16 protein-coding genes and 1 tRNA gene are annotated in these 13,125 nt (G+C 67.3%); 6 read left to right on the forward strand and 11 right to left on the reverse strand.

Annotated features, from left to right (window positions below; all coding sequences use genetic code 11):
* Positions 1-36 precede the first annotated feature (36 nt).
* Positions 37-1,614: an ABC transporter substrate-binding protein gene (locus CWC60_RS19550; protein WP_109795608.1), complete on the reverse strand. Its 1,578-nt coding sequence runs from the start codon at positions 1,612-1,614 to the stop codon at positions 37-39.
* Positions 1,615-1,857: 243 nt separating this feature from the next.
* On the opposite strand from CWC60_RS19550, the gene CWC60_RS19555 reads away from it, so the two are divergent.
* The gene (locus CWC60_RS19555; RefSeq protein WP_109795609.1) at positions 1,858-2,652 is read left to right on the forward strand and encodes an enoyl-CoA hydratase/isomerase family protein; all 795 of its coding nucleotides are present in this window, start codon (positions 1,858-1,860) and stop codon (positions 2,650-2,652) included.
* Here the strand turns inward: CWC60_RS19555 and CWC60_RS19560 are convergent.
* The 4 genes from CWC60_RS19560 to CWC60_RS19575 form a co-directional block, all read right to left on the reverse strand.
* Positions 2,649-4,181, reverse strand: coding sequence for a DHA2 family efflux MFS transporter permease subunit (locus CWC60_RS19560; protein ID WP_109795610.1), 1,533 nt, complete (start codon positions 4,179-4,181; stop codon positions 2,649-2,651). The genes CWC60_RS19555 and CWC60_RS19560 overlap by 4 nt on opposite strands.
* Positions 4,182-4,280: 99 nt before the next feature.
* A tRNA-Gln gene (locus CWC60_RS19565) sits at positions 4,281-4,355 on the reverse strand.
* Positions 4,356-4,409: 54 nt separating this feature from the next.
* On the reverse strand, positions 4,410-5,180 hold the full coding sequence (locus tag CWC60_RS19570) for a crotonase/enoyl-CoA hydratase family protein (RefSeq protein WP_109795611.1): 771 nt from the start codon (positions 5,178-5,180) through the stop codon (positions 4,410-4,412).
* A gap of 94 nt (positions 5,181-5,274) precedes the next feature.
* Entirely contained in the window at positions 5,275-5,787 is a 513-nt protein-coding gene (locus tag CWC60_RS19575; RefSeq protein WP_109795612.1) for a hypothetical protein, read from the reverse strand.
* Between the two features lie 122 nt (positions 5,788-5,909).
* Here CWC60_RS19575 and CWC60_RS19580 point away from each other — a divergent pair, with 122 nt between their 5' ends.
* Positions 5,910-6,401, forward strand: coding sequence for a GNAT family N-acetyltransferase (locus CWC60_RS19580; RefSeq protein ID WP_164516647.1), 492 nt, complete (start codon positions 5,910-5,912; stop codon positions 6,399-6,401).
* A gap of 7 nt (positions 6,402-6,408) precedes the next feature.
* Here the strand turns inward: CWC60_RS19580 and CWC60_RS19585 are convergent, their stop codons facing one another.
* From CWC60_RS19585 to CWC60_RS19595, 3 genes are all read right to left on the reverse strand, one after another.
* Positions 6,409-6,918, reverse strand: a complete 510-nt coding sequence (locus CWC60_RS19585; RefSeq protein ID WP_109796420.1) for a hypothetical protein — start codon at positions 6,916-6,918, stop codon at positions 6,409-6,411.
* On the reverse strand, positions 6,915-7,784 hold the full coding sequence (locus tag CWC60_RS19590) for a sulfurtransferase (RefSeq protein WP_109795615.1): 870 nt from the start codon (positions 7,782-7,784) through the stop codon (positions 6,915-6,917). The genes CWC60_RS19585 and CWC60_RS19590 overlap by 4 nt, the downstream gene beginning before the upstream one ends.
* A 73-nt stretch (positions 7,785-7,857) precedes the next feature.
* On the reverse strand, positions 7,858-8,082 hold the full coding sequence (locus tag CWC60_RS19595) for an AbrB/MazE/SpoVT family DNA-binding domain-containing protein (protein ID WP_109795616.1): 225 nt from the start codon (positions 8,080-8,082) through the stop codon (positions 7,858-7,860).
* A gap of 147 nt (positions 8,083-8,229) precedes the next feature.
* Here CWC60_RS19595 and CWC60_RS19600 point away from each other — a divergent pair, with 147 nt between their 5' ends.
* Together CWC60_RS19600 and CWC60_RS19605 are read left to right on the forward strand one after the other, a co-directional pair.
* A complete protein-coding gene (locus CWC60_RS19600; RefSeq protein WP_109795617.1) occupies positions 8,230-9,066 on the forward strand; it encodes a CoA transferase subunit A in 837 nt (278 codons plus the stop codon).
* Complete coding sequence (locus CWC60_RS19605) at positions 9,063-9,827, forward strand: CoA-transferase (protein WP_109795618.1); 765 nt, start codon at positions 9,063-9,065, stop codon at positions 9,825-9,827. The genes CWC60_RS19600 and CWC60_RS19605 overlap by 4 nt, the downstream gene beginning before the upstream one ends.
* Before the next feature lie 9 nt (positions 9,828-9,836).
* Here CWC60_RS19605 and CWC60_RS19610 read toward each other — a convergent pair whose 3' ends face one another.
* The 3 genes from CWC60_RS19610 to CWC60_RS19620 form a co-directional block, all read right to left on the reverse strand.
* Complete coding sequence (locus CWC60_RS19610) at positions 9,837-10,379, reverse strand: DedA family protein (protein ID WP_206420053.1); 543 nt, start codon at positions 10,377-10,379, stop codon at positions 9,837-9,839.
* A 101-nt stretch (positions 10,380-10,480) separates the two neighbouring features.
* Positions 10,481-11,032 (reverse strand): PRC-barrel domain-containing protein, encoded by a 552-nt coding sequence (locus tag CWC60_RS19615; RefSeq protein ID WP_164516648.1) that lies wholly within the window; start codon positions 11,030-11,032, stop codon positions 10,481-10,483.
* A 130-nt stretch (positions 11,033-11,162) separates the two neighbouring features.
* The gene (locus CWC60_RS19620; protein WP_109795621.1) at positions 11,163-11,549 is read right to left on the reverse strand and encodes a response regulator; all 387 of its coding nucleotides are present in this window, start codon (positions 11,547-11,549) and stop codon (positions 11,163-11,165) included.
* A gap of 160 nt (positions 11,550-11,709) precedes the next feature.
* On the opposite strand from CWC60_RS19620, the gene CWC60_RS19625 reads away from it, so the two are divergent.
* The gene (locus tag CWC60_RS19625) at positions 11,710-12,153 is read left to right on the forward strand and encodes a MaoC family dehydratase (protein ID WP_109795622.1); all 444 of its coding nucleotides are present in this window, start codon (positions 11,710-11,712) and stop codon (positions 12,151-12,153) included.
* 11 nt (positions 12,154-12,164) lie between these two features.
* Positions 12,165-13,124, forward strand: a complete 960-nt coding sequence (locus CWC60_RS19630) for a bifunctional riboflavin kinase/FAD synthetase (RefSeq protein WP_109795623.1) — start codon at positions 12,165-12,167, stop codon at positions 13,122-13,124.
* Position 13,125 lies beyond the last annotated feature (1 nt).

Raw genomic sequence — 13,125 nt, forward strand, 5'->3', positions numbered from 1 at the left:
CCGCCCGCATGCTTCGCTCGTCGGGAGACGGTCAGATCACTTGAACCACCAGCGCTCCATCCAGCGCTCGCCGTCCAGGTCCCAGTTCGAAGCGAACTCGCCATGGCCGACCTTGTCGGTTGTGGCGAAGACCCATGAGGCGAACATCGGGATTATGGCGCCGCCGTTCTGGTTCAGGATCGCCTGCATCTCGTAGTACATCTCCCGGCGCTTCGCCTCGTCCAGTTCGGCGCGGGCCGCGATCAGCAGTTCGTCGAAGCGCTCGTTCGACCAGAAGGTGTCGTTCCACGCCGCGTCCGTCTGGTAGGCAGTGGAGAACATCTGATCCTCGACCGGACGGCCGCTCCAGTAGACGGCGCTGAAGGGCTTCTTCATCCACACGTCCGACCAATAACCGTCATTCGGTTCGCGGACGACGTTGATGTCGATGCCGGCCTCCTTGGCGGAGTTCTGGAACAGCACGGCAGCATCGACGGCGCCGCCGAAGGCCGCGTCGGAAGCAGACAGGCTGACCTCCAGGCTGTCCATGCCGGCCTGCTTCAGGTGGTACTTCGCCTTGTCGGGATCGTAGCTGGTCTGCGCCATCTCGTCGTTGTAGTAGCGCTGGCCGCGGCCGATCGGATGATCGTTGCCCACGGTGCCATAGCCGAACAGGATCTTCTCCACCAGTTCCTCGCGGTTCACCGCGTGCTTCAGGGCGAGACGGACATTGTTGTCGGTGTAGGGATCGTGATTGGTCGACATGGCGAAGGTGTAATGCTGGTTGCCCGCCACCGAGTGGATGTCGACCCCGGGCCGGCGGCCCAGCAGCCCCACCGTCTTCAGGTCCAGCCGGTCGATGGCGTCGACATCGCCGGAAACCAGCGCCGTGGTGCGCGCATTGAGATCGACCAGGCAGAGCATCTCGATCTCGTCGAAAAAGCCGCGGCCATCGTCCCAGAAATCCGCAAACTTCTCGAACTCCGCGGCGACGCCGGGGTCGAAGCGGGTCAGCCGGTAGGCGCCGCAGCCGTCCCCCGATTTCCAGTCCAGCTTGCCGTCCTTCGCCGGTCCGATGACAAGGTGGTAGTCGCTCAGCACGAAGGGAAAGTCGGCATTGCCGGCTTCGAGTTCGAAGACGACGGTCATGTCGTCGGGCGTCCTGATGTCCTTGATCGGCTTGACGATCGGTCCGGCGGCGGAGGTGGACTCCTCACCGCGATGGTGGTTGACCGAGGCGACCACGTCGCTGGCATCCAGGGTCTTGCCGCTGTGGAAGATCACGCCGGGACGCAGCTTGAAGGTCCAGACCTTGGCATCGGGCGACGCTTCCCAGCTCTCTGCGACGCCGGGTCGGAGCGAACCGTCATCGCCGACCTCGGTCATGAAGCCGTGCACGCCATAGAGCAGAGCCGTAGTGAAACCGTTCTCCGCCGTGCCGGGATCCAGCGTATCCGTCGTCTGACCGTGCGCCTTGCCCATGCGCATGGTGCCGCCCTTCTTCCGGGCCTGCGCCTGGGGGGCTGCCAGCACACTCGCGGCGCCCAGCGCACCGACGGCGGCGGCGCCCTGCAGGAAGGACCGGCGGTCGAGCCGGCCAGTTTCGTAACGTCGCTTGAGTTCCCTGTATGTCATGTCTCGCTGTCTTTCCTGTTGCGCGGACCCCTCGTCGGAAACCGGCGGCGCCTGACGCGGCCATGGCGTCGGACGTTGCGCCGGCGGCGGTCTCTTGGGGACGTGAGGGCGGTGCCCTCTCCATTCGGTCGGCGTCCCGCATGGTACCCCATTGGCGGGGCAGGACAAAGAAACGGGCCGGATGCGCCGGCGGCCCGCACGCGGTAGTCTCGCCGCCGGGCAACGGAGAAGGGGGCGCTCGACATGGATAATGGCACGCTGATCGTCGATGACCGGGCGACTTCGGTCTGGGTGACGCTGAACCGCCCGGACAAGATGAACAGCATTTCGGCGGGCATGCTGGCCGATCTGGAGAACCTCATGGCCCTGCTTGCCGCCCGGCGCGAATTGCGTGCGCTGGTCTTCACCGGCGCGGGCCGCGCCTTCTGTGCGGGCGTCGACCTGAAGGCGGCGCAGGAGCGGGTCAGCGGCGACGACGGTCCGGCCGCGAATGCCGCATTTCTCGAACGGCTTCGGGACGTGCTGGTGAAGGTGGAGCGGTTCCCCCGGCCGGTGATTGCCGCGGTCAACGGCCTCGCCCTGGCCGGCGGCCTGGAACTGGTGCTCTGCTGCGACCTGGTCGTCGCGGCGGAGAGCGCGCGGCTGGGTGATGCCCACGCCAATTACGGCCTGGTCCCCGGTGGCGGCTCTTCGGTCCGCCTGCCGCGCAAGGTCGGGCCCAACCGTGCCAAGCAACTGATCTTCTCCGGCGACTTCCTGCCCGCCGCGACGCTGGCCGAATGGGGGCTGGTCAACCGCGTCGTGGCCGACGCCGAACTGTTGAACGCGACGGCGGAGATGGTCGAGCGGCTGGCCGGGCGCAGTCCCGTCGGCCTGGAGCGCATGAAGCGCATGGTCGACAATGGTCTGGAGCAGCCGCTGGACGCCGCCCTGTCCTACGAACTGGCGCTCAACGCGCTGCACGCCCGCTCTGCCGACCGCGCCGAGGGACTGGCCGCCTTCAACGAGAAGCGCACGCCGCGATTTACCGGGCGCTAGGTCGCCTTCCGGCGCTTCACGCGCATCAGCAGGATCAGCGGCACCGCGGCTGCGCTGGTCAGGGAATAGAGATAGAAGGCGTTGACGTAGCCGATCAGCGCCGCCTGACGGGCGACCTCGTTCTCCAGCCGCGCCAGGCCGCCCTCCGGCGCCGCGCTCCAGCCGCCCATGATTTCCGGCATCCGCAGCAGCTCGTTGAAGGGATTGATGAATTCAGTGAGGTCCGCGTAGTTCATGGCGCCGGTGACGATCACGATCGTGACCGAGAGGGAGATGAAGACCGAGCTTCCCAGATTGCGAAGCAGGTGGAAGACGGCGGAGCTTTCCGCCAGATGCCGCGGGTCGAGGGTGGAGAATGTCGCGACCGTGAGCGGCACCCAGATGATGCCGACGGCGAGACCCTGGAAGATGCTGTGAATGGCGACGTCGGTGATCGTGATCTCCAGACCGAATTCGGCCATGAACCAGCCGGAGACCGCCTGCATCGAGTAGCCGAGGCACATGCCGACGCGCGGGTCGAGCTTCGACAGCCACATGGCGGCGAAAAAGCCGCCCACCGCGCCGACGCCGCGAAAGCCCAGAATCAGGCCGATGGCCGAATCCGGGAACCCGAGCAGGTCCTGCAGCATGGGCGGCAGCAGCACCATCGGCGTGAAATTCAGCATGCCGTAGATCGTGACCACCACCAGCCCGACCGCGTAGTTCCGGTCCAGCAGCAGCTTCGGGTTGAGGAAGGGCCGACGGGCCGTGAACGTGTGCGCGGCGAAGACGTAGAAGGCGAGGACGGCCATCGCCGCCTCGATTACGATCTCGGGGCTCTCGAACCAGCCCTGGCGCTGGCCGCGGCTGAGCATGAGCTGCAGGCAGATCACCGCCACGGAAAGGGCCAGGAAGCCGGTCCAGTCCAGCCGCGCGTCGTCTTCCTTCCCCTTGTCGGTGAGAAACAGCGCCAGGCCGAGCAGCGCCATCAGGCCCAGCGGCACGATCATGTAGAACGCCCAGCGCCAGTTGTAGAGCTCGGCCAGGTAGCCGCCAAGCGCCGGTCCGATGACCGGTCCCACCACCACGCCCATGCCGAAGATCGCCGTGACCTTGCCGTGCTGCTCCCTGGGGAAGGTGTCGAGGATCACGGCCTGGCCCAGCGGCACAAGCGGCGCGCCGCAACCGCCCTGCACGATGCGCCACAGCACCATGGTCAGCAGGCTGTCGGACAGGCCGCAGCCGAGCGTCGCCAGGGTGAATCCGCCCGTGCTCCAGAGCATGACCGGGCGCCGGCCGAAGCGCGCGGTGAGCCAGCCCGTCATCGGCGTGACCACGGCGGTGGCCAGGATGTTGAATGTCATCGCCCAGGAGATCTGGTCCTGGGTCGCCGACAGGCTGCCCTGCATCTGCGGCAACAGGACCGAGACGACCAGGATGGCCAGGCTGTAAAGGGTGCCGGACAGGACGATGCAGGCCAGGATGGCCCAGCGCTGGACCGCGGTCAGCCCGGGCCCCCCTTCCGCGGCTGGGTTTTCGGATAGTGCCATACGGACCTCATGATCCGTGCCCCGCACGGCATGCGCAACCGGGCCTGACGCATGGGCGGGCCGCGCCGCCGGGGCCGGTTCGGTCCGGCGCCGGAGGGCTGGCTGGGGCGGCAGGATTCGAACCTGCGAATGGCGGCACCAAAAGCCGCTGCCTTACCACTTGGCCACGCCCCAATCCGATGCGGAAACTAGGCGCTCCGCCGGCGGCGCGCAAGCGCGCGGCGGAGGTCAGATGGTGCCGAAATCGCCGCCGCGGCCCTTGCCGTCCCGGAACCGGGCCGCGCCCTTCGCCGTCTCCTCCATCAGCGGTTTCAGCCCGCCGCGGCCTTCGTTGTTCAGCGCCTCGCTCAGGTCCAGACCCCATTGTTCGTGGGCCGAACGGCGGTCGGCGCGCATGCAGACCTCGGGGAAGCGCGCGATCTCCCGGGCCAGTTCCGTCGCCGCCTCGTGCGCCCGCCCTTTCGCCACCACCCGGTTGGCGAGGCCCCAGGCCATCGCCTCTTCGGCGCCGACCGCACGGCCGGTCAGGATCATGTCGAGCGCCCGCGACTGGCCGATCAGCCGCGGCAGGCGCACGGTGCCGCCGTCGATCAGCGGCACGCCCCAGCGCCGGCAGAAGACGCCGAAGGTGGCGTCCTCCTCCATCACGCGCATGTCGCACCACAGCGCAAGCTCCAGCCCGCCGGCGACCGCGTAGCCGTCCACCGCGGCGATCACCGGTTTGTCGAGCAGCATGCGTGTCGGGCCCATCGGGCCTTCGCCCTCCGGTTCGTAGTTGAGCGCGCCGGCGCCGTCCGCGGCCTCCTTCAGGTCGTAGCCTGCGCAGAAACAGCCGCCGACGCCGCCCAGCACCGCAATCTTCTGGCTGTCGTCCTCGTCGAACGCGCGGAATGCCTTCCGCAGTTCCAGCGCGGTCTCGTGGTTGACGCAGTTCCTGACCGCCGCCCTGTCGATCAGGATGGTAGTGATCCCGTCCTCGCGGGTCGTGATGATCGCCATCGCCGATGTCCTCCCTCAGCCGGCCGCCCCGGGCCATTGTCCGCATGATAATGCAGCTTCCCAAGCGGCAGGGAAGCGGGAGGAGGGCGACCTGTCAGGCCACGTCGTTGCCGGGTGCGCTGCGGCGGCCGCGGCGGTCGTCGCCGGTCCGGTCGGCCCGGCCCTCCGGCTGTGGCCAGTCGCAGGCGTCGAGCCCGGCGGAACGGAAGGACTCCGCCAGCGCCCAGAGGCGCTGCATCGCCGCGGCCCTTCCCGGTTGATGTACCAGAGGCGCCAGCAGCGCGTCGCCCAGTTCAGGCAGGCCCAGGAAGCCAGCGCGCAGGGCGCGAAGGAGGCGGATCTCGTCGCCGCTCAACTCGGTCGCGCGGCGGATGCGGATGTCGACGGTGCCGCTGGCATGGGCCGCGATCTGGCGCATAAGGCCGTCGATCTCGGCCGCCGCGGGCTCCAGGCGATGGGCAAGCAGGGCCAGACGCAGGTCCTCTGAGCTGGTGCGGCGGAAGGCGGCGTGCACCCAGCTTCGCACGCACCAGAGAAACAGACGCTCGCATTCGCCGAGCCGGGCGGTGTCGATGCGCAGGGACGGGGGCTGCATGGCGAGAATCATGATGATGCGCTCCTCTCGATTGATATGAAAATGATAATCATTATCAAATTGGAATTGCAAGCGCCGCTTGGGAACCGATGGCATCGGCGTTATCTACGGCGCGGCTGAAACGGGGGTGGCGGATGGACGAGGGCAAGTGGACGATCAGGCGGGCGGCGCCGGACGATGCGGCGCGTCTGGCGGAACTGGCGAACGCGCTGGATTTCGAGGACCTGGGCGCAGAGGCGCTCTGTCCCTTCGATGCCTCCGTCATGATACGGGATTTCATCGGCGATAACGCGATCCTGGCGACGGAAGTCGCCGTGGCCGGCGGGATCGTCGTCGGCTACGCGGCTCACAATCTGGCCTATCACGCCGAAACGGCGCAGCCCGCTCGGTGGCTGGAGAATCTCTATGTCACGCCGGAGTGGCGGGGCGGCGGCGTCGCCCGAAGCCTGATGGCGGCCGTGGCGCTGCATGCCCTGGCGACAGGCTGCGACGCGGTCTTCTGGGGCGTGCGGCGCGACAACGCCCGTGGCCGGCGATTCTACGACAAGCTGGGCGCAGGCGACGAGGCGGCGGACATCCGCGTGCTGTACGGCGACGCTCTCGAGGGTCTTGCGGGCGAGGGCTGAACCGGCGCTATTCGCGGCAGTCGTTCCGCCGCGTCATGCCGCCGATCTTCAGCAGATAGGCCTCGACCCGCTCCTGCGTGGCAGGATCGCAGATATGGCCCTTGGACTTCAACTCGTCCCGGAAGAGCGCCATGGCGAGGCCGTGAGTAACCGAGATCAGGGCGAGCTGCCGCGGGTTCCAGCAGCCGCTGTTCTGCTCCCGCTCCATCAGCGGCAGGAAGGAGCGTTCGCCCCACTCGAAGCCGCAGTGATCGGCCCAGGCGGAGCCGGCGCCGCGCCGGATCGCGTCCGCCGTCATGTTGCCGGTAATCACGCCGCGGCGCTTCTCGGCGGACGTCGCCGGCTGGCAGTTCCTTTCCGGGGCGCACTGGCCCAGATGTATGTTGTCCAGCGCACGGTTGCCGATCGCGTCGATCAGCCCCGGATCGAGTTCGCCCACCAGGCTGGGGTCCGCGGCGTGCGCGCCGGCGGGGACGAGAAGCATCAGTCCGAGGCAGAACGCTAAGAGATGTTTCATGACCGATCGCTCTCCATGGGCAGTTCGGGGTGGACACACCATTCGCTGAGGGAATTGTCGTAGAGCGAGACCTCGTCCTGGCCCATCAGGGCCATAACGAAGGCCGGTGTCGTGGCGGCGATGCCGCCGCCGCAATAGGTGACGACCCGCTTGGACTCGTCGGCGCCGGCCTCGTCGAGGAGCTGTCGCAATTCGGACAGAGGCCGGAAGGTGCGGTCAGGCCGCACCATCTCCCGCGCGGGCGCATTGGCCGAGCCTGCAATCCGGCCGGGCCGGCCGTAGTGCGTGCCACCGCCCTCGTGCTGCTCACGGGAAAGGGCGTTGACCACGACCGAGCCCTTGTCCGCCAGTGCGGCGAGCACCTGCTCGCGGTCGTAGACAAGTTCCGGCCGGGGCGCGGGCGTGAACGTCGCCGGCGGATAGCTGTTCGCCCCCTGCTCGATCGGCCGTCCCTCGGCCTCCCACTTGTCGATGCCACCGTCGAGCACGGCCGCGTTGTCGAAACCGAAGGCGCGCAGCATCCACCAGACGCGGGTGGCCCACATGGGATGGTGGCGGCTGTAGAGCACGACCCGGCTGCCGTCGCCGATGCCCAGCGCCCCCGCGCCGCGGGCGAAGGCGTCCGCATCGGGGAAGGTGAAGCGCAGCGTCGGATGGGGCCTGCAGAGATCCTGCTGGATGTCGATGAACGCGGCGCCGGGAACATGGGCGGCCTCGTATTCGTCGCGGCAGGGCACGACGCGGTAGGTGCTCTGCGGATCGGGCTCCAGCCGCGTGGTGCAATCGAAGATGCGGAGATCGGGATCGGCTAGGCGATCCTGCAGATCGGCGGCGCTGATCAGCCAGCGCTGGACGCGTTCGTTCATTCGGGCGGTCTCCCGGTCGCCATGGGTCCGGGGAGAGTAGTGCGCCTTCGATGCAGGGGGAACCCGTTGGCAGTCAGCCTCCGGCGAAGCGCCATTTCTCCCGGTAGGCGCGCATGGCTTCCTGGGCGCTGCGGAGGTCGTCTTCCTCGATCGGGCTCATTGCGCTGATTTCGATCCCCCGGCTGGTCTCCCGGATGTAGACGGTGTCTCCCGCCATCAGATGCAGCCGCCGGGCGATGTCGTCCGGCAGGACGACCGCCTTGCTGCCCTTCACCGTCGCAATTTTCGCGCGCGCCATCGAATTTCCACTTGCAATTTGTACTTAGTTACCATCTCCAGAGTGAATTTGCAAGAGAACACAGGGGTTTGTCGGACTTCGTGACTGTTTTGCATCACTGGAACATGATATGTCTGTAAGAGATGCGTTTCCGGGGAGACAAGTGACATGGCTGACGCGATCCGCTCATCCGCCGAGGAACTGGCCGCGATGGTGCCCGACGGGGCCCAGATTGCGGTGCCGCCCGACTATTCCGGCGTTTCCATGGAGCTCACCCGGGCGCTGGTGCGGCGCGGGGTGAAGAACCTGCATCTGGTCTGTGTGCCGGTCACCGGCCTGCAGGGCGACATGCTGATCGGCGCCGGCGCGGTATCGACCATCGAGACCTCCGCGGTGACCCTGGGCGAGTTCGGCGGCGCGCCGCGGTTCCAGGCGGCGCTGAAGGCCGGCACCCTGAAGGTGAAGGACGCGACCTGTCCGGCGGTTCACGCGGCCATTCAGGCCGGCCAGAAGGGCATTCCCTACATGCCGCTGAGGGGCATGATCGGCTCCGACATCCTGGCCAACCGCGATGACTGGCTGGTGCAGCAGAACCCGTTCTCGGCCGACGAGGACCCGATCGTCCTGCTGCCGGCGCTGCGCCCCGATTTCGCGATCTTCCACGGGCTCAAGGCCGACCGGCAGGGCAATGTCTATCTCGGCATCCGTCGGGAATTGTTCGCCATGGCCGGCGCAGCGAAGCAATCGCTGGTGACGGTCGAGGAAATCGTCGAAGGCAATCTGCTGGAAGACGACGCCACTGCCGCAGGCACGCTGTCATCCATCTATGTGGGCGGCGTCGCCGAAGCCCGGCACGGCGCCTGGCCGCTGCCGTTCTGGAACGAATACGCCACGGACGACGCGCACATGCAGGGCTATGTCGCTGCAGCCCGCTCCGACGAAGGGTTCGCCGAGTATCTCCGCGCCCATGTCCTGGGCGAGAGCGCTCAGGCGGCCGCGGAATGAACCCGGCGCGGCCCTCCCCGGACGAGGTCAAGCCGGAAGAGCTGCTGATCGCCATCATCGCACGCCTGCTGGAGGGCTGCCGTCTGGTGGCGGCCGGCGCGTCCTCGCCCATTCCGGGCGGTGGCTGCCTGCTGGCGCGGCGACAGAGCGGCGGCGCGATGCACGTCAACATTCTCGGCAGCCGCGCCAACAACCTGATGACAAATGGCGGTGTGGAACTGTTCGACTGGGCCGGCCAGGGCCGGCTGGACGCCTTCTTCCTGGGCGGGGGGCAGATCGACGGTCAGGCCAACATCAACCTGGTGGGGACCGGCGACTATCCGAACAACGACATCCGCTGGCCGGGTTCCTTCGGCAGCGCCTATCTCTACTATCTGGTGCCGCGGGTGATCCTGTTCCGGGAGGAGCACAGCCGCCGCGTCTTCGTACCGAAGGTGGATTTCGTCTCCACGCCGGGCACCAGCGGCAAGGACATCTACCGCACCGGGGGGCCCTACGCGATGGTTACGCCACTGTGCCTGATGGGGTTCGACACGGCGCGCGCGCGCTTTCATCTGAAAAGCGTCCATCCCGGCCATACGGTCGAGGAGGTGCGCGACAACACCGGCTTCGATTTCGACGTGCCCGATGACGTGCCGGAGACCGTGCTGCCCGACCGGGCGACGCTGGACGAAATCCGCCGTCACGTTTCGCTGGAGATCGCCGAAACCTATCCGCGCTTCGCCCAGCGTGTCTTTCCCGAGGCGATGCAGGCCGCCTGAGCAGGCCGCTCAGCCTCCCTTGCGGAAGGTGATCACACGGTAGAGGTACCAGATCACGAGCAAGGCCACGACGGCGTTCGATACCGGGTTGGCCCAGCCGGCGACGCGCTGGTACTGGTCTTCCAGAAGGAAGCCCGCCCCCGAAAGCAGCGCAGTCCAGATCACCGTGCCCAGCGCCGAGTAGAGCGTGACGCGGGCCAGGGACATGCGGGCCACGCCGGCCGGCACGGAAATGAACGTCCGCACGGCAGGCACGAGGCGGCCGAGGAAGACCGCCTTGCCGCCATGGCGTTCGAACCAGTCGCGGGCCCGGTCGATCTCCTTCGGCGTCAGGGTCAGCCAGCGTCCGTGGCCTTCGGCGAAACGCTTCAGCCGTTCGTGCTCGCCCAGCCAGCGTCCGATGCCGTACCAGAACAGCGCGCCCAGCAGGGAACCGGCCGAACCGGCGAGGGTCGCCAGAACGATGTCCAGCTCCCCGCGGGCAGCACTGAACCCGGCGAGCGGCATGATCAGCTCCGAGGGGATGGGCGGAAAGACGTTCTCCGCAAACATCAGGAAGGCGATGCCCGGATAGCCGCCCTGTTCGATGACGCCCGTGATCCAGTCGAAGATGACACAGCTCCTCCGTCAGGCGGCCGGCCGGATGGGGCGTTTCAGCCCTCCCATTCGGGCAGGTTCTCGATCTCGGCCTTCGGCAGGCGGGTCATGTAGTCGCCCCTGGCGTATTCGAGCTTCTCCAGAGACATGATTACCTCACGGTCGCCCATGCCGAGAAAGCCGCCGACCTCGACGACCAGCGCGGATACCTGGCCGGAGCGGTCGACCAGCGCTCTCTCGATCTCGCCGATCTCGTGGCCGTTGACGTCGACGACGTCCATGTCATCGATCTCGCGGTCCCATTCGATCAGCGCCTCGGCCTCCGCTTCGGTGATGTCGGTGACGAAGCCGTCGGGGCTGTAGTCCAGTTCGTCGAGCGTCATCAGCACCTCGCGGTCGTCCAGGTCGAAGAAATCGCCGAACTCGACCACGACGCCGACCACGCGGCCGGTGCCGTCGATGATGGCTTCCTCGATCTCGCCGATCTCCTCGCCGCCAACGCTGAGGACGTTGGCGCCCTCGAGTTCCATGTGGCTTTCGCCGGCAGGCTGGGCGCCGGCTGCGGTGACGCCGGCTCCGAGGGCGAGGGCGGCGGCGATTGCGGTCATTCGATTGCGCATCGTTCTTGTTCTCCAGATCGGTTCTTCTGCGCCAGCGGTTCCCGCAGGAACCGCCTGAAAAGGCCATGTCGGTATCTGGAAGCCGGTTGTCCACACCGCAGCGGCGGTGCGGCAGCGTTCAATAATCGGAGAAGACCAGCTCCATCTTCTCCTTGAGCGTCTGGGCCGTGAAGGGCTTGACGATGTAGTTGTTCACGCCCGCCTGCTTGGCGGCGATGACGTGTTCGGTCTTGCTCTCCGCGGTGACCATGATGAACGGCAGATCGTGCAGTTCCTCGTCGGCGCGGATCTCCTCCAGCAGCTGGTAGCCGGTGATCGGCTCCATGTTCCAGTCGGAGATGATCAGGCCGTAGTCGTTCTCGCGCAGCTTGCGCAGGGCGGCGGCGCCGTCCATCGCGGTGTCGATGTTGGTGAAGCCGATCTGGCGGAGCAGGTTGCCGATGATCCGCAGCATCTGCAGGTAATCGTCCACGATCAGGATCGGCATGTTCTGGTCGATACGCATTACTCACCGCACGGGGGATGCAGAGGCCGGCCCCCACCATCGCCGGTTTTCCTGAATTTTGCGTAAACCGGGCCGTGCGCCGGCCGTCTTGTCGCCTCCGGGACGCGCGCCTATAGTCCGCGCGCGCCGGCGGGCAACGGCGCAGGGGAAAGGGGAAGCGATGCCGGCAATCACCGAAAAGGGCACGACCTACTATCTGGAGGACATCTCCGTCGGCATGGCCGCGGAGTACACCCGCGAGGTCACCGGGGATCTGATCCAGTCCTTCGCCGACGCTTCCGGCGACGACAACCCGCTGCACCTGGACGAGGACTACGCGAAGACAACCATGTTCAAGGGCCGCATCGCCCACGGCATGCTCTCGGGCAGCTTCCTGTCGACCATCTTCGGCACCATATTCCCGGGGCCGGGTGGCATCTATCTCGGTCAGAATCTGAAGTTCGTGGCGCCCGTGCGCATCGGCGATGTGGTCACCGCCCGCGCCGAGGTCGACGAGGTGCTGGCCGACAAGGGCCGGGTGCACTTCACCTGCACCTGCACTGTCGGCGGCAAGAACGTCATCGTCGGCGATGCCTGGATCATGCCGCCGCGCCGCGGCAAGTGACCCGGCGGTCCATGCGGCTCGTACGGCTCAACACCCCGGCCCCGCAGAGTCTCCGCGGCGCCACCGTCGCCATCGGCAATTTCGACGGCGTCCACCGCGGCCACCGGGTGCTCATCGGCATGGCCCGCGATCACGCCCGGGCGCGTGGCGCGCCGTCGGGCGTGCTCACGTTCGAGCCTCACCCGCGGGAATACTTCGCGCCCAAGGCGCCGCCCTTCCGCCTGACCAATTTCCGCGCCCGCGTCGTCGGGCTCTGCGAGACCGGCATCGACATGATGGCCGTGTCGCGTTTCGACGAAGCGGTCGCGCGCATGTCGGCGACGGACTTCATCGAGGATGTGCTCTGCCGCCGTCTGGGTGTCGGCCACATCGTCGTCGGCTACGATTTCGCCTTCGGGCACAAGCGCGCGGGAAATGTCGCGCTGCTCCGTCATGCGGCGGTCGAGCGGGGCTTCGGCGTCAGTGTCGTCGAGCCGGTGCATGAGGGCCAGGAAGTGATTTCGTCGACACGTATCCGCGATGCGCTCTGGCAGGGCGAGCCCCGCCGCGCGGCCGAACTGCTGGGCCACTGGTGGGAGGTCCACGGCCGCGTTCGCCGGGGCGACCAGCGCGGCCGCACCATCGGCTTCCCGACGGCCAACATCTCGCTCGGCGGCTATCTGGAGCCGCAGTTCGGCGTCTACGCGGTCCAGATCGGCTGGCCCGAGAACGGCCGGGTGGTCTGGCGCGACGGCGTCGCCAACCTGGGCCGGCGGCCGACCTTCGAGAAATCCGACGTGCTGCTGGAAGTGCATGTCTTCGACTATTCGGGCGACCTCTACGGCAAGCGCGCCGAGGTGCGCTTCATCGACTTCCTCAGGCCGGAACGGAAGTTCGACGGGCTGGAAGCGTTGAAGGCGCAGATCGCCGCCGATGCGGCGCAGGCGCGCGAAGTGCTGCGCAACCTGCCTGTCCTCGAAGCGGGAGACTGAG

It is taken from the genome of Minwuia thermotolerans (assembly GCF_002924445.1).
GTDB classification, from domain to species: Bacteria; Pseudomonadota; Alphaproteobacteria; order Minwuiales; family Minwuiaceae; genus Minwuia; species Minwuia thermotolerans.